19 protein-coding genes and 1 tRNA gene are annotated in these 22,499 nt (G+C 62.1%); 17 read left to right on the forward strand and 3 right to left on the reverse strand.

From position 1 onward, the window contains the following. The 13 genes from AC1DYO_RS31275 to AC1DYO_RS31335 form a co-directional block, all read left to right on the forward strand. A partial coding sequence (locus tag AC1DYO_RS31275) for an EF-Tu C-terminal domain-related protein (RefSeq protein ID WP_477267130.1) occupies window positions 1–291 on the forward strand: 291 nt, incomplete at its 5' end. A gap of 157 nt (window positions 292–448) precedes the next feature. Further along, window positions 449–2,101 (forward strand): COG3904 family protein, encoded by a 1,653-nt coding sequence (locus AC1DYO_RS31280; protein ID WP_477268423.1) that lies wholly within the window; start codon window positions 449–451, stop codon window positions 2,099–2,101. Window positions 2,102–2,189: 88 nt separating this feature from the next. Beyond that, window positions 2,190–2,672 carry a group II truncated hemoglobin gene (locus AC1DYO_RS31285; RefSeq protein ID WP_477268425.1) on the forward strand — a complete coding sequence of 161 codons (483 nt, stop codon included), beginning with the start codon at window positions 2,190–2,192 and terminating at the stop codon, window positions 2,670–2,672. Between the two features lie 160 nt (window positions 2,673–2,832). Further along, window positions 2,833–2,908: transfer RNA gene (locus AC1DYO_RS31290), tRNA-Trp, on the forward strand. Between the two features lie 363 nt (window positions 2,909–3,271). Beyond that, window positions 3,272–3,475 (forward strand): preprotein translocase subunit SecE, encoded by a 204-nt coding sequence (gene secE / locus AC1DYO_RS31295; protein ID WP_023667439.1) that lies wholly within the window; start codon window positions 3,272–3,274, stop codon window positions 3,473–3,475. 27 nt (window positions 3,476–3,502) lie between these two features. After that, a complete protein-coding gene (nusG, locus tag AC1DYO_RS31300) occupies window positions 3,503–4,030 on the forward strand; it encodes a transcription termination/antitermination protein NusG (RefSeq protein WP_006333333.1) in 528 nt (175 codons plus the stop codon). Between the two features lie 170 nt (window positions 4,031–4,200). Next, the gene (gene rplK / locus AC1DYO_RS31305; RefSeq protein ID WP_006333334.1) at window positions 4,201–4,629 is read left to right on the forward strand and encodes a 50S ribosomal protein L11; all 429 of its coding nucleotides are present in this window, start codon (window positions 4,201–4,203) and stop codon (window positions 4,627–4,629) included. A 4-nt stretch (window positions 4,630–4,633) separates the two neighbouring features. Continuing rightward, the gene (gene rplA, locus AC1DYO_RS31310) at window positions 4,634–5,332 is read left to right on the forward strand and encodes a 50S ribosomal protein L1 (RefSeq protein WP_181062231.1); all 699 of its coding nucleotides are present in this window, start codon (window positions 4,634–4,636) and stop codon (window positions 5,330–5,332) included. 376 nt (window positions 5,333–5,708) lie between these two features. Continuing rightward, window positions 5,709–6,227 (forward strand): 50S ribosomal protein L10, encoded by a 519-nt coding sequence (rplJ, locus tag AC1DYO_RS31315; protein ID WP_023667437.1) that lies wholly within the window; start codon window positions 5,709–5,711, stop codon window positions 6,225–6,227. Between the two features lie 54 nt (window positions 6,228–6,281). Further along, complete coding sequence (rplL, locus tag AC1DYO_RS31320) at window positions 6,282–6,659, forward strand: 50S ribosomal protein L7/L12 (protein ID WP_023667436.1); 378 nt, start codon at window positions 6,282–6,284, stop codon at window positions 6,657–6,659. A 247-nt stretch (window positions 6,660–6,906) separates the two neighbouring features. Next, the gene (rpoB, locus tag AC1DYO_RS31325) at window positions 6,907–11,043 is read left to right on the forward strand and encodes a DNA-directed RNA polymerase subunit beta (protein WP_181062230.1); all 4,137 of its coding nucleotides are present in this window, start codon (window positions 6,907–6,909) and stop codon (window positions 11,041–11,043) included. A 133-nt stretch (window positions 11,044–11,176) separates the two neighbouring features. After that, the gene (rpoC, locus tag AC1DYO_RS31330; RefSeq protein WP_477268427.1) at window positions 11,177–15,373 is read left to right on the forward strand and encodes a DNA-directed RNA polymerase subunit beta'; all 4,197 of its coding nucleotides are present in this window, start codon (window positions 11,177–11,179) and stop codon (window positions 15,371–15,373) included. An 80-nt stretch (window positions 15,374–15,453) separates the two neighbouring features. Further along, on the forward strand, window positions 15,454–16,119 hold the full coding sequence (locus AC1DYO_RS31335) for an O-methyltransferase (RefSeq protein ID WP_477268429.1): 666 nt from the start codon (window positions 15,454–15,456) through the stop codon (window positions 16,117–16,119). A gap of 47 nt (window positions 16,120–16,166) precedes the next feature. On the opposite strand, the gene AC1DYO_RS31340 is transcribed toward AC1DYO_RS31335, so the two are convergent. The 3 genes from AC1DYO_RS31340 to AC1DYO_RS31350 form a co-directional block, all read right to left on the reverse strand. Further along, the gene (locus AC1DYO_RS31340) at window positions 16,167–17,096 is read right to left on the reverse strand and encodes a Gfo/Idh/MocA family protein (protein ID WP_477268431.1); all 930 of its coding nucleotides are present in this window, start codon (window positions 17,094–17,096) and stop codon (window positions 16,167–16,169) included. 75 nt (window positions 17,097–17,171) lie between these two features. Further along, window positions 17,172–18,284, reverse strand: a complete 1,113-nt coding sequence (locus AC1DYO_RS31345) for a PLP-dependent cysteine synthase family protein (protein ID WP_477268433.1) — start codon at window positions 18,282–18,284, stop codon at window positions 17,172–17,174. Between the two features lie 35 nt (window positions 18,285–18,319). Beyond that, window positions 18,320–18,601 carry a transcriptional regulator gene (locus AC1DYO_RS31350; RefSeq protein ID WP_477268435.1) on the reverse strand — a complete coding sequence of 94 codons (282 nt, stop codon included), beginning with the start codon at window positions 18,599–18,601 and terminating at the stop codon, window positions 18,320–18,322. Window positions 18,602–19,075: 474 nt separating this feature from the next. Here AC1DYO_RS31350 and rpsL point away from each other — a divergent pair, with 474 nt between their 5' ends. The 4 genes from rpsL to AC1DYO_RS31370 form a co-directional block, all read left to right on the forward strand. After that, complete coding sequence (gene rpsL, locus AC1DYO_RS31355) at window positions 19,076–19,447, forward strand: 30S ribosomal protein S12 (protein WP_006333356.1); 372 nt, start codon at window positions 19,076–19,078, stop codon at window positions 19,445–19,447. A gap of 64 nt (window positions 19,448–19,511) precedes the next feature. Continuing rightward, window positions 19,512–19,982: a 30S ribosomal protein S7 gene (gene rpsG / locus AC1DYO_RS31360; protein ID WP_008875664.1), complete on the forward strand. Its 471-nt coding sequence runs from the start codon at window positions 19,512–19,514 to the stop codon at window positions 19,980–19,982. A gap of 30 nt (window positions 19,983–20,012) precedes the next feature. Next, window positions 20,013–22,103 (forward strand): elongation factor G, encoded by a 2,091-nt coding sequence (gene fusA / locus AC1DYO_RS31365; protein ID WP_181062224.1) that lies wholly within the window; start codon window positions 20,013–20,015, stop codon window positions 22,101–22,103. 100 nt (window positions 22,104–22,203) lie between these two features. Then, on the forward strand, window positions 22,204–22,499 hold a 296-nt coding region (locus AC1DYO_RS31370), incomplete at its 3' end, for a GTP-binding protein (protein ID WP_477268437.1).

Raw genomic sequence — 22,499 nt, forward strand, 5'->3', positions numbered from 1 at the left:
GTGAAGCCGCACAAGAAGTTCGTGGCTGAAGCCTACATCCTGACCAAGGACGAAGGTGGCCGTCACACGCCGTTCTTCACCAACTACCGTCCGCAGTTCTACTTCCGCACGACCGACGTGACCGGCATCGTGTCGCTGCCGGAAGGCACCGAGATGGTGATGCCGGGCGACAACATCACGGTCGATGTCGAGCTGATCGTGCCGATCGCCATGGAAGAGAAGCTGCGCTTCGCCATCCGTGAAGGCGGCCGCACCGTCGGTGCCGGCATCGTCGTCACCATTAAAGAATAATCGAGTCCGGTATCCGCCGGATCGACAGGAAAGGGCGGCCCTCGGGCCGCCCTTTTTCTTTGGCTCATGGCCGGATGCCCCTGTTTTGGTGTCTCAATCTCTGTTGCAAGTCTCTGGGCCTATACTAGTATAGATTGCAATTGAGGGGCTTGGTCGGATGGTTCCACGGCACCGTTTTCAGGGTTGGGCGTGCCGGGCACTGGGGCTGATCTGCCTGGTGTCGCTGCTTGCCATGGGCAGTGCCGCCTTCGCCGGCCAGACAAAAAATTCCGAGCCGGATCCGGATGCGCCGATGCGGTTCGTCGTCGTGCGCAGCAACGCGCCGGGCTGCGAGCCGACCTGTCCGGAATGGATATCGGCCGAAGGTGCGATATCGGCCAAATCGCCGGCACTGCTCAAGGCTGCCCTGAAAACGCTCGGCCGCCGCAAATTGCCGATCGTCGTCAACTCTCCCGGCGGCGATGTCGATGCGGCCATCGCCATGGGCCGCATGATACGCAAGAACAAGCTCGACATCGCGGTCGGCCGGACCTGGTTTGTCGGCTGCGAGCCGGGGGTGAAAAACTGCAAGGAGAACGACGCCAAAGGCTCGCACTATATCGGCAACCCCTATGTGCTCGGCAGCTATTGCGCGTCCGCTTGCCCGATGATGCTGGCCGGCGGCACCAGGCGCCTGGTCGGGCCGCTGGCCTATCTCGGCGTCCACCAGATCACGACGACGGTCGTGCAAATGAACGTGCAATATGAAGTCCGCTATCGCATCGTCAAAGGCAAGAAGCGGGTCATCAGCAAGAAGGTCGTCAGCCGCAGGAATGCCGGCAGCTACAAGACCTACGAAATGAGCAAGAGGGTGGAGAGCAAGCTGGCCGCTTATTTCCAGGAGATGGGTGTCGACCTCAGCGTGCTCGAAACGATGAAGAGCACGCCGGCCAGCGACATCCAACAGATCGACCTCAGCGACATGCTGACGATGAAGCTGGTCACCAGCGTGGACGCCGCGGATTTGCTGACCAGCGCAAGCCTGTGCACGCTGGACCTTCCGGCCCCGAATTGCCGCGAAATACCGGCGAACAAGCCAGCCGGCGGCCTTCCGGCCGTGGCCAAGGCAGCGCCGGTGAAGCCGGAGGACGGACAGCACGATGACGGCATGCGCTTTGTCGTGGTTCGCGGCAGCAACCCGCTCTGCAACCCCGACTGCCCGGAATGGATTGCGGCGCAAGGCGCTATTACACCTCAGACGCCGCAGAAGCTCAGCCAATTGCTCGCCACACTTGGCAACCGACGGCTGCCCGTGGTGATCAGCTCGCGAGGCGGTGACCTCCCCAGCGCCCTGGCGGCGGGACGGATCATCCATGAAAAGAAGCTCGACGTTGCCGTTGCCCGCACCGATTTCGTCGGCTGCGACCCGGCAGAGTGGAATTGCCTGGCCAAGGACGGCGCCTATGCCGGACTGAGCGTCGACGGGGACGGCGACTGCGATTCGGCCTGTGCGCTCATGCTGGCCGGCGGCGCCAGACGGCTTGTCGGCTCCCAGGCGCGGCTCAGCCTTTATCTGATGGGCCAAAAGCAGACGGTCAAAGCCTATCTCGACGAGATGGCCATAAGCCCGGCTCTGTTTACTGCGCTTCAGGGCAGTTCGGTCGAGCGCCAGCTCGAACCTGATATGATGCTGAAGGTTGGACTTACGACCGGGCGCCAGTCGGCGGATGCGCTGACGGGTTCCAGCATCTGCAAGTCGGCGCCGAAACCTGAGAATTGCCGCCTGGTAGCATCGTCCAACGCTCAGGCCGAGGTGCCCGCCAAATTGTAGGCGCTCGGGAACTCGCCATCGAGGCAGGTTGAGCCATGCTCGTCGTTTCAGCTATCGTCCATGCCAAATTGACGGATGAGGATCGAGCATGAGCCAGGATATCCCGACGCTTTACGAATGGGCCGGCGGCATCGAGGCGCTCACGCGGCTGACGGAGACGTTTTACGACAAGGTGGCACGAGATCCGGTCGTCGGCCCGGTATTCAAGCACATGTCGCCTGACCATCCCGCCCATGTCGCGGCCTTTATCGGCGAGGTTTTCGGCGGGCCGAAAACCTATAGCGAAAGGCATGGCGGCCATCGCGAGATGGTCATGCACCATCTCGGCAAGCATCTGAGCGAAGAACAGCGTCGCCGCTGGATCAGCCTGCTTGCCGATGCCGCTGATGCGGTCGGGCTGCCGGACGATCCTGAATTCCGCTCAGCCTTCATGGGCTATGTCGAATGGGGATCGCGGCTGGCCAAGATGAACTCCACCCTCGGCGAGACCTGCGACCCGCAGACCGAGCCAATGCCGGCCTGGGGCTGGGGTGTACCGGGCGGGCCGTATAAGCCTCCGGCCGGGGATTGAGCGCCGGCAAGCGGCTTCGGGCAGGCGGAAAATCACGATGGACAGGGAAGGGCTGGCGATCGCCTGTCCGGATTTCTAGCGAAGGACATGAAAGCGCGTCAGACCACTCTTTACAGCGCGCCCGGAAGCTTTTAGGAAGCGCCTGCGCCGAAACGCGTGTACGGGCATAGCTCAGTTGGTAGAGCGGCGGTCTCCAAAACCGCAGGTCGTAGGTTCGAGCCCTGCTGCCCGTGCCATTTTCTCAAATGGCGATTCACGAACGAACTCGGTCCCGTGCCCCGCATTGAAAAATGGCAGGTGGCTTGCCATATTAGGGAAACTGAGGCATAAGACCCCCATAGCCGGGACGGGACGACTGGATGGTTCCGAGGCGGCGTTTGGTCATAAAGCGGAGACTTGCCACTTGCGTGGATCAAGAATCGGTTTTATGTAGACACAACAGACACGCGACGCGTGGAGCTGGGAAGCCGGCTTTACGCGTCCGATTTGCATGGGCGAAATGGCGCTGATTCGGCGCCGACTTGAACCCAGGCGGCACGTCCCGGCCAGCGGGATCATCCAGGAGACCCGGCCAACGGGTCTTGAAGACAGAGCGGCATATGGCTTCGAAAACCACAAATCCTTTCGTCTTTCTCCAGCAGGTCCGCGCGGAGACCGCCAAGGTGACTTGGCCGTCACGCCGGGAGACGATGATCTCGACGGTGATGGTGCTCGTGTTCGCGGTCATCGCGATGATCTTTTTCTTCACCGCCGACGTGGCCATGGGCTACGCGATCGAGCGGTTACTGAGCCTCGGCCATTAAGTCCGGCGATTACGGAGAAGTCTTGAAATGACCGCGCGCTGGTACATCGTCCACGCCTATTCGAACTTTGAAAAAAAGGTCGCCGAGGACATTGAGAACAAGGCCAAGCAGAAGGGCCTGTCCGCCGATATCGAACAGATCGTGGTGCCGACCGAGAAGGTCGTCGAGATCCGCCGCGGCCGCAAGGTCGATGCCGAGCGCAAGTTCTTTCCGGGCTATGTGCTGTTGAAGGCCAATCTGACCGACGCGGTGTTCTCGCTGGTCAAGAACACGCCGAAGGTCACCGGTTTCCTCGGTGACTCCAAGCCGGTGCCGATCACGGAAGCCGAAGCGCAGCGGATCCTGAACCAGGTCCAGGAAGGCGTCGAGCGGCCGAAGCCCTCGGTCACCTTCGAGATCGGCGAGGCGATCCGCGTTTCGGACGGTCCGTTCGCATCGTTCAACGGTTTCGTCCAGGAAGTGGACGAGGAGCGGGCGCGGCTCAAGGTGGAAGTTTCGATCTTTGGGCGCGCCGTGCCCGTCGATCTGGAATTCGGACAGGTCGAAAAGGGCTGATCCGAAAACCCGCGTCGGTTCGCCGGCAAGGGGAGGCGGCGCGAAAACGCGCGGCCGGAACAGGTGGGAGGCGAATGTGGCTTTAGCCGGCCGCGCGAACCGCACCACCAGACTGCAACCGCCGGCATTCCCCGATAATGGGGCCGGCATGAGACAAAGGCAGGAAAGAGATGGCTAAGAAAATTGCAGGCCAGCTCAAGCTCCAGGTCAAAGCGGGATCGGCTACGCCGTCTCCGCCGATCGGCCCGGCACTTGGTCAGCGTGGCATCAACATCATGGAGTTCTGCAAGGCGTTCAACGCGCAGACCCAGGAAATGGAAAAGGGATCGCCGATCCCGGTCGTCATCACCTACTACCAGGACAAGTCCTTCACCTTCGTCATGAAGACGCCGCCGGTGAGCTACTTCCTGAAGAAGGCGGCGAATTTGACTTCGGGTTCCAAGGAGCCGGGCAAGATCAAGGCCGGCACGATCGGCCGCGACAAGGTGCGCGCCATCGCCGAGCAGAAGATGAAGGATCTGAACGCAAACGACGTCGAAGCGGCCATGCGCATGGTCGAGGGCTCCGCCCGCTCGATGGGTCTGGAAGTGGTGGGCTGAGATCATGGCAAAGATTGCAAAGCGTGTATCGAAGACCCGTGACGGCATCGACCCCAACAAGGCTTATGCCCTTGGTGAGGCGCTGAAGTTGCTCAAGGACCGTTCGACGGTGAAGTTCGACGAGACTATCGAAGTTGCGATGAACCTCGGCGTCGACCCCCGTCATGCCGACCAGATGGTCCGCGGCGTGGTCAATTTGCCGAATGGCACCGGCCGCTCGGTCCGTGTCGCCGTGTTCGCACGTGGCGACAAGGCCGATGAGGCTCGCGCCGCTGGCGCCGACATCGTCGGTGCCGAGGATCTGGTCGACATCGTCCAGAAGGGCACGATCGACTTCGATCGCTGCATCGCCACGCCGGACATGATGCCGCTGGTCGGCCGTCTGGGTAAGGTGCTCGGCCCGCGCGGCATGATGCCGAACCCGAAGGTCGGCACTGTGACTACGGACGTCGCTGCCGCCGTCAAGGCATCGAAGGGCGGCGCTGTCGAGTTCCGCGTCGAGAAGGCCGGTATCGTTCATGCCGGCGTCGGCAAGGTCTCGTTCGACGTCAAGGCGCTGGAAGAAAACGTCCGCGCCTTCGCCGACGCCGTGACCAAGGCGAAGCCGGCTGGCGCCAAGGGCAACTACGTCAAGAAGGTGTCGGTCACCTCGACGATGGGCCCGGGCCTCAAGCTCGACGTCTCGACGCTCGCCGCGTCCTGATACGAACAATTCGGATCGGCCTCTAAAGCGCTGATCCGCAAGTGAATTCCGGGCCTCCGACTTGTCGGCGGCCCGGTACCGGAAGTCGAGAGGCTTCCGGACATCCTGTCCGAGATTGCAGGCGGCCCAGAAGCCTTAATTGAATTGGGCCTGCATGAGACGGGTGAAAACCGGACAACGGAGCGACAAGCTCCAATGAAAGGTTCGAACCGTGTTTGCCTTTTGTCTGCGCATCGCCGGCTTGCCGTCGATGTGGCGAAAGGGGGCAGGATCCTCGAGCGTCGTTCGGGAGATCCGTTACTGGATGGCCCGGCCGGCAAAAAGGCAACCCGACGCCTGTCCTATTAGTGGGGCAGGGGTCAACTGGAGATAGGCAGTGGACAGAGCGGAAAAACGCGAACTCGTCACGGGCCTGAATGGTGCTTTTGCAGGCGCTGGTTCAGTCGTCGTGGCCCACTACGCCGGTATCACCGTCGCGCAAATGAACGACCTTCGGTCGAAAATGCGCGCTGCCGGTGGCACCGTCAAAGTCGCGAAGAACCGTCTCGCCAAAATCGCTCTTCAGGGCACGGACTCCGCATCGATCATCGACCTGTTCAAGGGACAGACGCTGATCGCTTATTCGGAGGATCCGATTGCGGCGCCGAAGGTCGCGTCCGATTTCGCCAAGGGAAATGACAAGCTTGTCATTCTCGGCGGCGCAATGGGCACCACCTCGCTCAACGCCGACGGTGTGAAGGCACTCGCCACACTTCCGTCGCTCGATGAGCTGCGCGCCAGGCTGGTTGGCATGATCGCCACGCCGGCAACCCGGATCGCCCAGATCGTCAATGCGCCAGCGGCTTCGGTCGCGCGCGTCATCGGCGCTTACGCCCGGAAGGACGAGGCGGCATGAGGCCGTTCCTCGCTATCACAAACACACGTTCGAACCTTATGAAGGAATACAACAATGGCTGATCTGGCAAAGATCGTAGACGACCTTTCGAAGCTGACCGTCCTCGAGGCGGCCGAGCTGTCGAAGCTTCTGGAAGAAAAGTGGGGCGTTTCGGCTGCTGCTCCGGTTGCGGTTGCCGCTGCCGGCGGCGCTGCCGCTGCTGCTGCTCCGGCTGAGGAAAAGACGGAATTCGACGTCGTCCTCACCGAGGCAGGCGCTCAGAAGATCAACGTCATCAAGGAAGTCCGCGCCATCACCGGCCTGGGCCTCAAGGAAGCCAAGGATCTGGTCGAAGCAGCTCCGAAGCCGGTCAAGGAAGCCGTTTCCAAGGCTGACGCTGAGAAGTTCAAGGCCCAGCTGGAAGCAGCCGGCGCCAAGGTCGACCTGAAGTAAGCGTAAAAGCGGCGGGCGGCCTCGCGCCGCCCGCCACTCCCTTCATCGAAGGGAGGATGCGTAGCGCGAGATGTACGAGAACCTCTTTCCTGAGGGCCGAAACCGGCCTTCAGGAAACGGGTTTTCTCCCGTTTTAGCCGTCGCCGCCAGGCGGCGGGAAACAGATCAGGGGCCGCCACCGAGGTGGCCGCGCACGCAAGGTGAGCCGCGGCGAGGCTCGCCCCGAGTTTATAGCTAAGGAGCGACGATGGCCCAGACCCAGACTTTCAATGGCCGCAGACGCGTACGCAAGTTCTTCGGAAAGATCCCGGAAGTTGCGGAGATGCCGAACCTGATCGAGGTTCAAAAGGCATCCTATGACCAGTTCCTGATGGTGGACGAGCCCAAGGGCGGCCGTCCGGACGAAGGGCTGCAGGCTGTTTTCAAGTCGGTCTTCCCGATCTCCGATTTCTCCGGCTCCTCGATGCTGGAGTTCGTGAAGTACGAGTTCGAAGGACCGAAATTCGACGTTGACGAATGCCGTCAGCGCGACCTGACTTATGCCGCGCCGCTGAAGGTGACGCTGCGCCTGATCGTGTTCGATATTGACGAGGATACCGGCGCCAAGTCGATCAAGGACATCAAGGAGCAGGACGTCTACATGGGCGATATGCCGCTCATGACCCTGAACGGCACCTTCATCGTCAACGGCACCGAGCGCGTCATCGTCTCGCAGATGCACCGTTCGCCGGGCGTCTTCTTCGATCACGACAAAGGCAAGTCGCACTCGTCGGGCAAGCTTCTGTTTGCCGCGCGCGTCATCCCCTATCGCGGTTCGTGGCTCGACATCGAGTTCGATTCCAAGGACGTCGTGCACGCCCGCATCGACCGCCGCCGCAAGATTCCGGCGACGTCGCTGTTGATGGCGCTTGGCATGGACGGCGAAGAGATTCTGTCGACCTTCTACAACAAGATCACCTACAAGCGCGCCGGCGACCACTGGCGCATTCCGTTCAACGTCGAGCGTTTCCGCGGCCTCAAGGCTGTCGGTGACCTGGTCGATGCCGATACGGGCGAGGTCGTCGTCGAGCAGGGCAAGAAGATCACCGCCCGCCAGGCAAGGGCGCTTGGCGAAAAGGGTCTCAAGGCGATCAAGGCGACCGACGAGGATCTGCTCGGCAACTACCTGGCCGAAGACATCGTCAACTACGGCACCGGCGAGATTTTCCTCGAAGCCGGCGACGAGATCGACGAAAAGACGCTGAAAGTGCTGCTCGGCACGGGCGAAAATGAGATCAAGGTTCTCGACATCGACCACGTCAATGTCGGCGCCTACATCCGCAATACGCTCAACGTCGACAAGAACGAGAGCCGTCAGGACGCGTTGTTCGACATCTATCGTGTCATGCGCCCGGGCGAGCCGCCGACGCTGGAAACCGCCGAAGCCATGTTCAACTCGCTGTTCTTCGACAGCGAGCGCTATGACCTGTCGGCTGTCGGCCGCGTCAAGATGAACATGCGCCTCGAGCTCAAGGCCGAGGATACCGTGCGCGTTCTGCGCAAGGACGACATCCTGGCCGTGGTCAAGACGCTGGTCGAACTGCGCGACGGCAAGGGCGAGATCGACGACATCGACAATCTCGGCAACCGCCGCGTGCGTTCCGTCGGCGAGCTGATGGAGAACCAGTACCGCGTCGGCCTGCTGCGCATGGAGCGCGCGATCAAGGAACGTATGTCCTCGATCGAGATCGACACGGTGATGCCGCAGGACCTGATCAACGCCAAGCCGGCGGCTGCCGCCGTGCGCGAGTTCTTCGGTTCCTCGCAGCTGTCGCAGTTCATGGACCAGACCAACCCGCTGTCGGAGATCACCCACAAGCGCCGCCTGTCGGCACTTGGACCGGGCGGCCTGACCCGCGAGCGCGCCGGCTTCGAGGTGCGCGACGTGCACCCGACGCATTACGGCCGCATCTGCCCGATCGAGACGCCGGAAGGCCCGAATATCGGTCTGATCAACTCGCTGGCGACTTTCGCGCGCGTCAACAAGTACGGCTTTATCGAAAGCCCGTACCGCAAGATCGTCAATGGCAAGCTGACCAATGAGGTCGTCTATCTCTCCGCTATGGAAGAGTCCAAGCACCACGTTGCGCAGGCCAATGCCGAGCTCGACAAGAATGGTGGTTTCGTCGACGAATTCGTCATTTGCCGCAGCGCCGGCGAAGTGATGATGGCGCCGCGCGAAAACGTCGATCTGATGGACGTGTCGCCCAAGCAGATGGTGTCCGTGGCCGCGGCGCTGATCCCGTTCCTCGAGAACGACGACGCCAACCGCGCGCTGATGGGTTCCAACATGCAGCGTCAGGCCGTGCCGCTGGTGCGCGCCGAAGCGCCGTTTGTCGGCACCGGCATGGAGCCGATTGTTGCCCGTGACTCGGGCGCCGCCATCGGCGCCCGCCGCGGCGGCATCGTCGACCAGGTGGACGCGACGCGTATCGTCATCCGCGCAACGGAAGATCTCGACCCGGGCAAGTCCGGCGTCGACATCTACCGGCTGATGAAGTTCCAGCGTTCGAACCAGAACACCTGCATCAACCAGCGTCCGCTGGTGCGTATGGGCGACCGCGTCAACAAGGGCGACATCATTGCCGACGGTCCGTCGACCGAGCTCGGCGATCTGGCGCTCGGCCGCAACGTGCTGGTGGCGTTCATGCCGTGGAACGGCTACAACTACGAGGACTCGATCCTGCTCTCCGAGCGTATCGTGGCCGACGACGTCTTCACCTCGATCCACATCGAGGAGTTCGAAGTCATGGCCCGCGACACCAAGCTTGGACCGGAGGAAATCACGCGCGACATTCCGAACGTTTCGGAAGAAGCGCTGAAGAACCTCGACGAAGCCGGCATCGTCTATATCGGCGCGGAAGTGCAGCCGGGCGACATCCTGGTCGGCAAGATCACGCCGAAGGGCGAAAGCCCGATGACGCCGGAAGAAAAGCTCCTGCGCGCCATCTTCGGTGAAAAGGCGTCGGACGTTCGCGACACCTCGATGCGCATGCCTCCGGGCACCTTCGGCACCGTCGTCGAAGTGCGCGTCTTCAACCGCCACGGCGTCGAGAAGGACGAGCGCGCCATGGCGATCGAACGCGAGGAGATCGAACGCCTCGCCAAGGACCGCGATGACGAGCAGGCGATCCTCGACCGTAACGTCTATTCGCGTCTTTCCGACGTTCTCGTCGGCAAGGAAGCGATTGCCGGACCGAAGGGCTTCAAGAAGGGCTCGAAGCTCTCGAAGGACACGCTGGACGAGTATCCGCGTTCGCAGTGGTGGCAGTTCGCGGTGGAGAACGAAAAGCTCCAGAGCGAACTGGAAGCCCTGCGTGGCCAGTACGACGACTCCAAGAAGGCGCTCGAGCAGCGCTTCATGGACAAGGTCGAGAAGGTCCAGCGCGGCGACGAAATGCCTCCGGGCGTCATGAAGATGGTCAAGGTCTTCGTGGCCGTGAAGCGCAAGATGCAGCCGGGCGACAAGATGGCCGGCCGTCACGGCAACAAGGGTGTCGTGTCGCGCATCGTTCCGGTCGAGGACATGCCTTTCCTCGAGGACGGCACGCATGCCGATATCGTGCTCAACCCGCTGGGTGTGCCGAGCCGCATGAATGTCGGCCAGATCCTGGAAACGCATCTGGGCTGGGCATGTGCGGGCATGGGCAAGAAGATCGGCGAGCTGATCGACGCGTACAAGACGGCTGGAGACATCAAGCCGCTGCGCAAGACGCTCGAGAGCTTCATCCCGGCCAACGACCGCAACGAGCCGGTCCGCGAGTATGACGACGAGAGCATCGTTCGCCTCAGCGAGCAGATGCGCCGCGGCGTCTCCATCGCGACACCGGTGTTCGACGGCGCGCATGAGGTCGACATCAACATCATGCTGGAGCAGGCGGGCCTGCACACCAGCGGCCAGTCGCAGCTCTATGACGGACGCACCGGCGAGCCGTTCGATCGCAAGGTGACGATGGGCTATATCTATATGCTCAAGCTTCACCACCTGGTGGACGACAAGATCCACGCGCGTTCGATCGGTCCGTACTCGCTCGTTACCCAGCAGCCGCTGGGCGGCAAGGCGCAGTTCGGCGGCCAGCGCTTTGGCGAAATGGAAGTGTGGGCTCTGGAAGCCTACGGCGCCGCCTACACGCTGCAGGAAATGCTGACGGTGAAGTCGGACGACGTCGCCGGCCGCACCAAGGTCTACGAGGCGATCGTACGCGGCGACGACACGTTCGAGGCAGGCATTCCGGAGAGCTTCAACGTGCTCGTCAAGGAAATGCGGTCCCTTGGCCTCAATGTCGAGCTGGAGAACACCAAGCTTGACGACAACCCTGTCCGGCTGCCCGACGCGGCCGAGTAAGAACAAGACATCCGGTCGCGGGAGCCCGCGGCCGGATGCACCAAATTCTACGGCCGGTGGGCCGACCACTCAGCGGGCATTTGGCCCGCGTTAGATGCAAGGGGTTTTCGAGGACCCCGAAAAGGAGAACGGCATGAACCAAGAGGTCATGAATCTCTTCAATCCGCAGGCGCCGGCGCAGGTGTTCGATTCCATCCGGATATCGCTCGCCAGCCCTGAGAAGATTCTGTCCTGGTCGTTCGGCGAGATTAAGAAGCCGGAGACCATCAACTACCGCACCTTCAAGCCGGAGCGTGACGGTCTGTTCTGCGCGCGCATTTTTGGCCCGATCAAGGACTACGAATGCCTGTGCGGCAAGTACAAGCGCATGAAGTACAAGGGCGTCATCTGCGAAAAGTGCGGCGTCGAAGTCACGCTGTCGCGCGTTCGCCGCGAGCGCATGGGCCATATCGAGCTGGCAGCACCTGTCGCTCACATCTGGTTCCTGAAGTCGCTGCCGTCGCGCATCGGCACGCTGCTCGACATGACCCTGAAGGACATCGAGCGCGTCCTTTACTTCGAGAACTACATCGTCACCGAGCCTGGCCTCACCGCGCTGAAGGAGCACCAGCTGCTCAGCGAGGAAGAGTACATGATCGCCGTCGACGAGTATGGCGAGGATTCGTTCACCGCCATGATCGGCGCCGAGGCCATTCATGACCTCCTGGCCGGCATGGACCTGGAGAAGATCGCTGGCGACCTGCGTTCGGAACTGGCTTCGACCACGTCCGAGCTGAAGCAGAAGAAGTATCTGAAGCGGCTCAAGGTCGTCGAGAACTTCATGGAATCCGGCAACCGTCCGGAATGGATGATCATGAAGGTGGTTCCGGTGATCCCGCCGGACCTGCGCCCGCTTGTCCCGCTGGACGGCGGCCGTTTCGCGACGTCCGACCTGAACGACCTCTATCGCCGCGTCATCAACCGCAACAACCGCCTGAAGCGGCTGATCGAGCTGCGGGCGCCGGGCATCATCGTGCGCAATGAAAAGCGCATGCTGCAGGAAGCCGTCGATGCTCTGTTCGACAACGGCCGCCGCGGCCGCGTCATCACCGGCGCCAACAAGCGCCCGCTGAAGTCGCTGTCCGATATGTTGAAGGGCAAGCAGGGCCGGTTCCGCCAGAACCTGCTCGGCAAGCGCGTCGACTATTCGGGCCGTTCGGTCATCGTCACCGGTCCGGAGCTCAAGCTGCACCAGTGCGGCCTGCCGAAGAAGATGGCGCTCGAACTGTTCAAGCCCTTCATCTACGCCCGCCTCGACGCCAAGGGCTTCTCCTCGACCGTCAAGCAGGCCAAGAAGCTGGTCGAGAAGGAGCGTCCGGAAGTCTGGGATATCCTCGATGAGGTCATCCGCGAGCATCCGGTGCTGTTGAACCGTGCGCCGACGCTGCACCGCCTCGGCATCCAGGCGTTCGAGCCGATCCTGATCGAAGGCAAGGCGATCCAGCTGCATCCGCTGGTCTGCACGGCCTTCAACGCCGACTTCGACGGCGACCAGATGGCCGTTCACGTGCCGCTGTCGCTCGAGGCTCAGCTTGAAGCTCGCGTGCTGATGATGTCGACCAACAACATCCTGCATCCGGCTTCCGGCGCGCCGATCATCGTGCCGTCGCAGGACATGGTTCTGGGTCTCTACTATCTCTCGATCGTCAATCAGAACGAGCCGGGCGAAGGCATGGTGTTTGCCGATATGGGCGAACTCCAGCATGCGCTCGAGACCAAGGCCGTCACCCTGCACGCCAAGATCAGGGGTCGCTTCCGCTCGGTCGACGCCGAAGGCAAGGTCGTGTCGAAGATCTACGACACAACGCCTGGCCGCATGATCATCGGCGAGCTGCTGCCGAAGAACGTCAACGTGCCCTACGAGACCGCCAACCAGGAGATGACCAAGAAGAACATCTCCAAGATGATCGACACCGTCTACCGCCATTGCGGTCAGAAGGAGACGGTCATTTTCTGCGACCGCATCATGGCGCTTGGCTTCGGCCATGCCTGCCGCGCCGGCATTTCGTTCGGCAAGGACGACATGCTGATCCCGGACGCCAAGATCAAGCTGGTCTCCGACACCGAGGCTTTGGCCAAGGAATACGAGCAGCAGTACAATGACGGTCTGATCACGCAGGGCGAGAAGTACAACAAGGTCGTCGACGCCTGGGCCAAGTGCTCGGAAAAGGTCGCCGACGAAATGATGGCCCGCATCAAGGCCGTGGAGTTCGAGGACAATGGCCGTCAGAAGCCGATGAACTCGATCTACATGATGTCGCATTCGGGTGCGCGCGGTTCGCCCACCCAGATGCGCCAGCTCGCCGGCATGCGCGGCCTGATGGCCAAGCCGTCGGGTGAAATCATCGAGACGCCGATCATCTCGAACTTCAAGGAAGGCCTGACCGTGCTCGAGTATTTCAACTCGACCCACGGCGCCCGCAAGGGTCTGGCCGACACCGCCTTGAAGACGGCGAACTCGGGTTACCTCACCCGTCGTCTGGTCGACGTGGCGCAGGACTGCATCGTCAACTCCGTGGATTGCGGCACCGACAAGGGCCTCACCATGCAGCCGATCGTCGATGCCGGTCAGGTCGTCGCTTCGGTCGGCCAGCGCGTGCTGGGCCGTACCGCGCTCGACGACATCAACCATCCGGTGACCGGCGACCTGCTGGTCAAGGCCGGAACGCTGATGGACGAGCGTGACGTGGAGCAGATCGAAAAGGCCGGCGTGCAGTCGGTCCGCATCCGTTCGGCACTGACCTGCGAAGTCAGGGTCGGCGTCTGCGCGGTCTGCTACGGACGCGATCTTGCCCGCGGCACCCCGGTCAACCAGGGCGAAGCCGTCGGCGTCATCGCGGCGCAGTCGATCGGCGAGCCGGGCACCCAGCTCACCATGCGTACCTTCCACATGGGCGGTACGGCGCAGGTGGTGGATAGTTCGTTCCTTGAAGCCTCGTATGAGGGCAAGGTCGAGATCCGCAACCGCAACGTGGTGCGCAACTCCGACGGCCAGCAGATGGTCATGGGCCGCAACATGGCGGTGCTGATCCTCGACGAAGCCGGCAAGGAGCGTGCCTCGCACCGCCTCACCTATGGTTCGCGCATCTTCGTGGACGATGGCGACAAGGTGAAGCGCGGCCAGCGTATCGCCGAATGGGATCCCTATACCCGTCCGGTCCTCACCGAAATCGAGGGCAGGGTGGCGTACGAGGATCTGGTCGACGGCATTTCCGTTCAGGAAACGGCCGACGAATCGACCGGCATCACCAAGCGTGAGGTCATCGACTGGCGTTCGACGCCACGCGGCAACGACCTCAAGCCGGCGATCGCCATCCAGGACGCCAAGGGCAAGGTCGGCAAGCTGTCGAAGGGCGGCGACGCCCGCTTCCTGCTCTCGGTCGAGGCCATTCTCTCGGTCGAGCCGGGTTCGCAGGTTCGTCCCGGCGACGTTTTGGCGCGTATCCCGATGGAAAGCGCCAAGACCAAGGACATCACCGGCGGTCTGCCCCGTGTTGCCGAGCTGTTCGAGGCACGTCGTCCGAAGGATCACGCCATCATCGCCGAGATCGATGGCACGATCCGCTTCGGCCGCGACTACAAGAACAAGCGCCGCATCATCATCGAGCCGCATGACTCGACGCTTGAGCCGGTCGAATACCTGATCCCGAAGGGCAAGCCGTTCCATCTCCAGGACGGCGACGTCATCGAGAAGGGCGACTACATCCTCGACGGCAATCCGGCGCCGCACGACATCCTGGCGATCAAGGGCGTGGAAGCACTTGCTTCCTACCTCGTGAACGAAATCCAGGAAGTCTACCGTCTGCAGGGCGTGTCGATCAACGACAAGCACATCGAGGTGATCGTTCGCCAGATGCTGCAGAAGGTCGAGATCACGGTGCAGGGCGACTCGACCTACATTCCGGGCGACCACGTCGACGTGATCGAACTGGAAGAGGTCAACGAGCGCCTGGTCGAGGACGGCAAGAAGCCGGCCGAAGGCCAGCCGGTGCTGCTCGGCATCACCAAGGCCTCGCTGCAGACGCCGTCCTTCATCTCGGCCGCCTCCTTCCAGGAGACGACGAGGGTGCTGACGGAAGCCGCGGTTGCCGGCAAGACCGACATGCTGCAGGGCCTGAAGGAAAACGTCATTGTCGGCCGGCTGATCCCGGCCGGTACCGGCGGCACGATGAGCCAGATCCGGCGCATCGCCACCTCGCGCGACGAACTGATCATCGACGAGCGCCGCAAGGCCTCCGGTGTCGAAATCGCCGATCCGATGCTGACCGACATGGTCAACGCCGCGCAGTAAGCGCGGTCGGACGAGAAGAAGGAAAGGGGCCCAAGTGGCCCCTTTTCGCGTTTTGGCTTCCCAATTGGATCGCGGAAAACATGAGCAAGAAGGTTTGGACTGACGTCGACGACTACATCGTTTCCTCTCTCTTCGAGGCGGATCCCGTGCTTGACGCGGTGCTCACGGCCAATCGTGACCAGGGCCTGCCGGCGATCGACGTTTCGGCCGCGCAAGGCAAGCTGCTTTCGCTTCTGGTGCGCATCCGCGGCGCAAAGCGGGTGCTGGAGGTCGGCACGCTTGGCGGCTACTCGACGATATGGATGGCGCGAGGGCTGCCGGCCGACGGCAAGATCGTGACGCTCGAACTCGACCCGCACCATGCCAAGGTCGCGCGCTCGAATTTCTTGCGGGCAGGGGTGTCGGACAAGGTGGAGCTATTGGTCGGGCCGGCTCTGCAGTCGCTCGCAGCGCTTGGCAGTGAAAATGCCGGTCCGTTCGACCTGATCTTCATCGACGCCGACAAGCCAAACAACCCGAACTATCTCACCTGGGCTATGCGCCTGTCACGGCCAGGTACGGTCGTCATCTGCGACAACGTGATCCGCGAAGGCGCGGTGCTTGATGACGATGGCCGTGACCCCAATGTCGAAGGCGCACGCGCCGCGTTCTCCTTCATAGGCGGCGACAAACGTCTGGACGGCACCGCCATCCAGACCGTCGGCGCCAAGGGCTATGACGGGTTTGCCATTGCGATCGTCGAGTGAAGTTATGCGACGAGCGGCCGGCCTGCGGTCCGGCCGAGCTTCACCGCTCAGTCGAAGAACGCTTCCACCACATTGCGCTTGCCGAGCATGAAGGCGTCGGCGACATGCTGCAGCGGCGCCAGGTCGACATCGGAGATGCCGGCGCGCACGATCTCGGCGAAGCGCCGGTAGAGCTGGGGATATTCGGCTTCCGGCTCGTCGTGAACCACCTTGCCGTCGATGGCGAGCTTGGTGCCGCCGCCGGACAACACCATCTTGCCCTCGTCGGTGTCGGCCAGGATGTCCCAGCTCTGGGGGCCGGTCTGCAGCCAGTCCAGTTCCATCGTCACCGGCAACCCGTCCGAGGTGCGGAAATTGACATGGGCGGCGACCGGCGAGGCGCGGTTTTCGGGAAAGTCGAGGACGGCCGAGGTGATGAACATCGCCGGCAGGATGTGGGTCACGATCGAGAGCGCGTTGATGCCGGGATCGAAGACACCGAAACCGCCCGGCGCCCAGATCCAGTCCTGGTTCGGGTGCCAGCGGCGGACATCTTCCTTCCAGACGATGGCAGCAGAGTTGACCTTGGCCGACGCCAGGAAGGCGCGCGCGGCTTCCACCGCCGGCGCGTAGCGCGAATGCCAGCTGGCGAACAGCGAGACGCCGTTGGCTGCCGCCAACCGCTTCAGCTCCTCGACCTCGCTGACCGTGGCGCCTGGCGGCTTTTCCAGGAAGACATGCTTTTTCGCGATCAGCGCGGTGCGCGCAGCGTCGTAACGGAACTGCGGCGGCATGCACAGCGACACGGCCTCTAGGTCAGGCACCGCGTCGAGCATCGCCTCGATGGTCGGGAAGTTCGGGATATCGTCGACCTTGCCATGCCGGCTGGCGGCAGCGATCAGGCGGTAGTCCTTATCCTTTGCCACTGCCGGCAGATGCTGGTCGCGCACGATCTTGCCCACGCCGACGATGCCGAGCTTGATGGGATTCACAGACATGGGGACTCCAAGGATTCGTAGGGCGCCTGGTTCTTAGCAGAACGCCGATCACGGGCAAGCGGTTGGCAAGGCGCCTCAGCCCCAGCTTTCCTGGAAGGTGAGTGTCCACTCTCCGCCCGCCAGAAACGCCTCGATCGCCGGCTCGAAGGGCGAGGGGTTGAGGCCGTTCGCCTTCAGCCATTCGTCGGAATAATAGGTGTTGGCGTAGCGCTCGCCGGAATCGCAGATCAGCGTTACCAACGATCCGGCCTCATCGGCCGCGATCATGCGCGCGGCATGGAAGCACATGGCGATGAAATTGGTGCCGGTCGAGCCGCCGACGCGCCGGCCAAGATGACGCGACAGGACCCGCATCGCGGCAAGCGATACCGCGTCGGGGACACGCAGCATGTGGTCGATGACGCCCGGCACGAAGGACGGTTCGACGCGCGGCCGGCCGATGCCTTCGATGCGCGACGGCTGCTCGCAGCGGCAATTGGCATCGTGAGTGGAGAAGCCATCGAAGAAGGCCGAGCGTTCGACGTCGGCGACCGAGAGCCGCGTTGCATGCTGTTTGTAGCGCAGGTAGCGGCCGACCGTTGCGGTGGTGCCGCCGGTGCCGGCGCTCATCACGATCCAGGCGGGAATCGGGTGCGGCTCCTCGCGCATCTGCCCAAAAATGGATTCGGCGATGTTGTTGTTGCCGCGCCAGTCGGTGGCGCGCTCGGCATGGGTGAACTGGTCCATGAAATGGCCGCCGAGCCTCGTCGCCAGTTCGGCCGACTCGGCATAGATGCGCCGGCCATCGTCGATGAAGTGGCAGTTGCCGCCATAATGCTCGATGGCGGCGATCTTTTCGGGCGAGGTCGAGCGTGGCATCACCGCGTAAAACGGCACGCCGATCATGCGGGCGAAATAGGCTTCCGACACGGCGGTCGAGCCTGATGAGGCTTCGACCACCGGCGACCCTTCGCGGACAAGGCCGTTGCACAGCGCATAGAGGAAAAGCGATCGCGCCAGCCGGTGCTTCAGGCTGCCGGTCGGATGTGTCGATTCGTCCTTGAGGTAGAAGTCGATGCCGGCAAGCGCCGGCAGGTTGAGCTTCCACAGATGGGTATCGGCCGAACGGTGCTGGTCGGCTTCGATGGCGGCAACCGCCCGGTCGGCCCAGGCGCGCGATGCAGGTTTTGCCGCTGCTGATTTGGCCATGGCCCGCCGATCCCCTTGTTTGCCGATTCCGCCGCTTAGAGCGGCACGTCGAACGTGACGATCGACACTTCGCCTTCGAGCGCGCCCTGGAAGGCCGACAGATGCGGCTCCTCGTCGGGTTCGCCGTCCATGTCGCCGATCTGGTCGAGCTCGACCTCGGCATAACCTTCGGCAGCGAGCGATTCGAGCACCCGGCGCACGGCCGAATCGTCGTCGGGCGCGACCAGCATCACATGGACGCCTTCCGGCTTACCGCCTTTCCGTTTCCAGACGCGGCCGGTGATGATGGTGACCGGGCGTTCCTCGTTGTCGTTCACGGGCTGATTCCTCTTGAGACTCGGGCGGGAGAGGGGTTTTGGGCTGTCCATGGCGCCTTTTGCCACGAAGCGCCGGTGCAGGACAGCAGCAAGCCGGTCACTTTCTTCCTCTCCCTTGCAAACTTAAGAAAGAAAATTACATGCGCTTTTCGCATGGCTGCCAAGCCTTGGTTAGCGCGCAATATTTGGCGTGCCGGGGTTGACGGTTCACGGTCTTGCGAGTAGAAGCCGCCCAGTCAGAACCGATGTGAGGCTCTCCCTTCCGAAGCGACACGCTTTGGAGTTTGCCTCAAACAGGGTTCGTTTTACGAGCGAAAAGACATTTCCGGCGCGCATGAAGCGGTTTCCGCTTCCTCTGCATTTTGTTCGGGCAGGACCGCGAGGCGCGGTTTATGGCCCGAATTTGCGTATGGAATTGACGCTTTGAGCGGCCCTGACCGGGCGAGACACGGAATTGAGAGACAAGAGGGTTTAATGCCTACCGTCAACCAGCTGATCCGCAAGCCGCGCATTGCGCCGGTGAAGCGCAACAAGGTCCCGGCCATGCAGCAGAACCCGCAGAAGCGGGGCGTCTGCACGCGCGTCTATACGACGACGCCGAAGAAGCCGAACTCGGCACTGCGCAAGGTGGCCAAGATCCGCCTGACCAACGGCTTTGAAGTGATTGGCTACATCCCCGGCGAAGGTCACAACCTTCAGGAACACTCCGTGGTCATGATCCGCGGCGGCCGCGTCAAGGATCTTCCGGGCGTGCGCTACCACATCATCCGCGGCGTGCTCGACACCCAGGGCGTCAAGAACCGCAAGCAGCGCCGTTCGAAATACGGTGCAAAGCGTCCGAAGTAAGGTTTTCCGGCTTTGGCGCTTTTTTTGACAGCGCCGGGCTATGAGAGATTGAGAGACAAAAGCCATGTCCCGTCGTCACAGTGCAGAAAAGCGTGAGATCAACCCGGATCCGAAGTTCGGCGATCTGATCGTTACCAAGTTCATGAACGCCGTCATGTATGACGGCAAGAAGTCGGTTGCCGAGACCATCGTCTACGGCGCGCTCGACCAGGTTCAGTCGAAGACCAAGCAGGAGCCGGTCACCGTCTTCCATCAGGCGCTCGACAATGTCGCGCCGCATGTGGAAGTCCGGTCGCGTCGCGTCGGCGGCGCCACCTACCAGGTTCCGGTCGATGTGCGCCCCGAGCGCCGTCAGGCTCTGGCGATCCGCTGGCTGATTGCAGCGGCTCGCAACCGCAACGAGACCACGATGGTCGACCGCCTCTCCGGCGAGCTGATGGATGCGGCCAACAACCGCGGCACGGCCGTGAAGAAGCGTGAAGACACCCACAAGATGGCTGAAGCCAACCGCGCTTTCGCACACTACCGCTGGTAAAGCGCGAACGAGACTGAGAAGGCATCCAAGATGGCCCGCGAATATAAAATCGAAGACTACCGCAATTTCGGTATCATGGCGCATATTGACGCCGGCAAGACGACGACCACCGAGCGCGTCCTCTATTACACGGGCAAGTCGCACAAGATCGGCGAAGTCCACGATGGCGCTGCCACCATGGATTGGATGGAGCAGGAGCAGGAGCGCGGCATCACCATCACGTCCGCCGCGACCACGACCTTCTGGAAGGGTCGCAGCGGCAAGATGTACCGCTTCAACATCATCGACACCCCCGGACACGTCGACTTCACCATCGAAGTCGAGCGTTCGCTGCGCGTGCTCGACGGCGCCATTGCGCTGCTCGATGCCAATGCCGGTGTCGAGCCGCAGACCGAGACTGTTTGGCGCCAGGCCGACAAGTATAAAGTTCCGCGCATGATCTTCTGCAACAAGATGGACAAGATCGGCGCCGACTTCTACCGCTCGGTCGAAATGATCGGTTCGCGTCTTGGCGCGCATGCCGTTGTCATGCAGCTGCCGATCGGCGCTGAGACTGAATTCAAGGGTGTTGTCGATCTCGTCGAAATGAACGCGCTGGTCTGGCGCGATGAGACGCTGGGCGCTGCCTGGGACGTTGTCGAGATCCCGGCTGATCTCCAGGCTCGTGCCGAAGAATACCGCGAGAAGATGATCGAAGCCGCCGTCGAAATGGACGAGACGGCACTCGAAAATTACCTCGAAGGCAAGATGCCGTCGAATGACGAGATTCGCGCGCTGATCCGCAAGGGCACGATCGCGGTCAAATTCTACCCGATGTTCTGTGGCTCGGCCTTCAAGAATAAGGGCGTGCAGCCGCTGCTCGACGCCGTTGTCGAATACCTGCCGTCGCCGGCCGATGTTCCCGCCATCAAGGGTGTCGACGCCAAGACCGACGCCGACATCGAGCGTCATGCCGATGACAACGAGCCGCTGTCGATGCTGGCGTTCAAGATCATGAACGACCCGTTCGTCGGTTCGTTGACCTTTGCCCGCATCTATTCGGGCAAGCTCACAAAGGGCATCTCCGTCGACAACACCGTCAAGGGTAAGAAAGAGCGCATCGGCCGCATGCTGCAGATGCATGCGAATTCGCGCGCCGACGTCGAAGAGGCGTTTGCCGGCGACATCGTTGCTCTGGCTGGCCTCAAGGATACCACCACCGGCGATACGCTCAGCGATCCGCTGCACCCGGTTATCCTTGAGCGCATGGAATTCCCCGATCCGGTCATCCAGATCGCGATCGAGCCGAAGACCAAGAACGACCAGGAAAAGATGGGCCTCGCCCTTCACCGCCTGGCCGCCGAGGATCCGTCCTTCCGCGTCAAGACCGATGAGGAAAGCGGCCAAACCATCATTTCGGGCATGGGCGAGCTTCACCTCGACATCATCGTCGACCGCATGCGTCGCGAGTTCAAGGTCGAAGCCAATGTCGGCGCGCCGCAGGTGGCTTATCGCGAGACGATCACCCGCAAGCACGAGCAGGATTACACGCACAAGAAGCAGACCGGCGGTACCGGTCAGTTCGCTCGCGTCAAGATCCTGTTCGAACCGAACCCGGAAAGCTCCGAGTTCGAGTTCGAGACCAAGATCGTCGGCGGTGCGGTTCCGAAGGAATACATCCCCGGCGTCGAAAAGGGCATCAACAGCGTCATGTCGTCGGGTCCGTTCGCGGGCTTCCCGATGATCGGCGTCAAGGCGACGCTCATCGACGGCGCTTACCACGATGTGGACTCCAGCGTTCTGGCGTTCGAAATCGCCGGCCGCGCCTGCTTCCGTGAAGCCGCACCCAAGCTTGGCGTGCAGCTGCTCGAACCGATCATGAAGGTCGAAGTCGTGACGCCGGAAGACTATGTCGGCAGCGTCATTGGCGATCTGAACGGCCGTCGCGGCCAGATCCAGGGCCAGGAAGCGCGTGGCGTGGCTGTCGTCATCAACGCGATGGTGCCGCTGGCCAACATGTTCAAGTACGTCGACAACCTGCGCTCGATGAGCCAGGGCCGCGCGGCCTACACGATGCAGTTCGATCACTACGAGCCGGTCCCTACGGCGGTGGCCCAGGAAGTCCAGAAAAAGTACGCGTAAGAATGCCTGTGCCACCGGAGCCGCAGTTCTTGCGCGTTTCCGGGACGGATAGAGCGAATATCAATTTCCCCGAGTGGGACGAGTAAGACGGAGAACCACAGTGGCAAAAGGTAAATTCGAGCGCACTAAGCCTCATGTGAACATCGGCACGATTGGTCACGTTGACCATGGCAAGACGTCGCTGACGGCGGCGATCACGAAGTATTTTGGCGAATACAAGCGCTATGACCAGATCGATGCGGCGCCGGAAGAGAAGGCCCGCGGCATCACCATTTCGACGGCTCACGTCGAATACGAGACGGCTGCCCGCCACTACGCCCACGTCGACTGCCCCGGCCACGCCGACTATGTGAAGAACATGATCACCGGTGCCGCGCAGATGGACGGCGCTATCCT

This window comes from Mesorhizobium sp. P2_F5, from assembly GCF_056403715.1.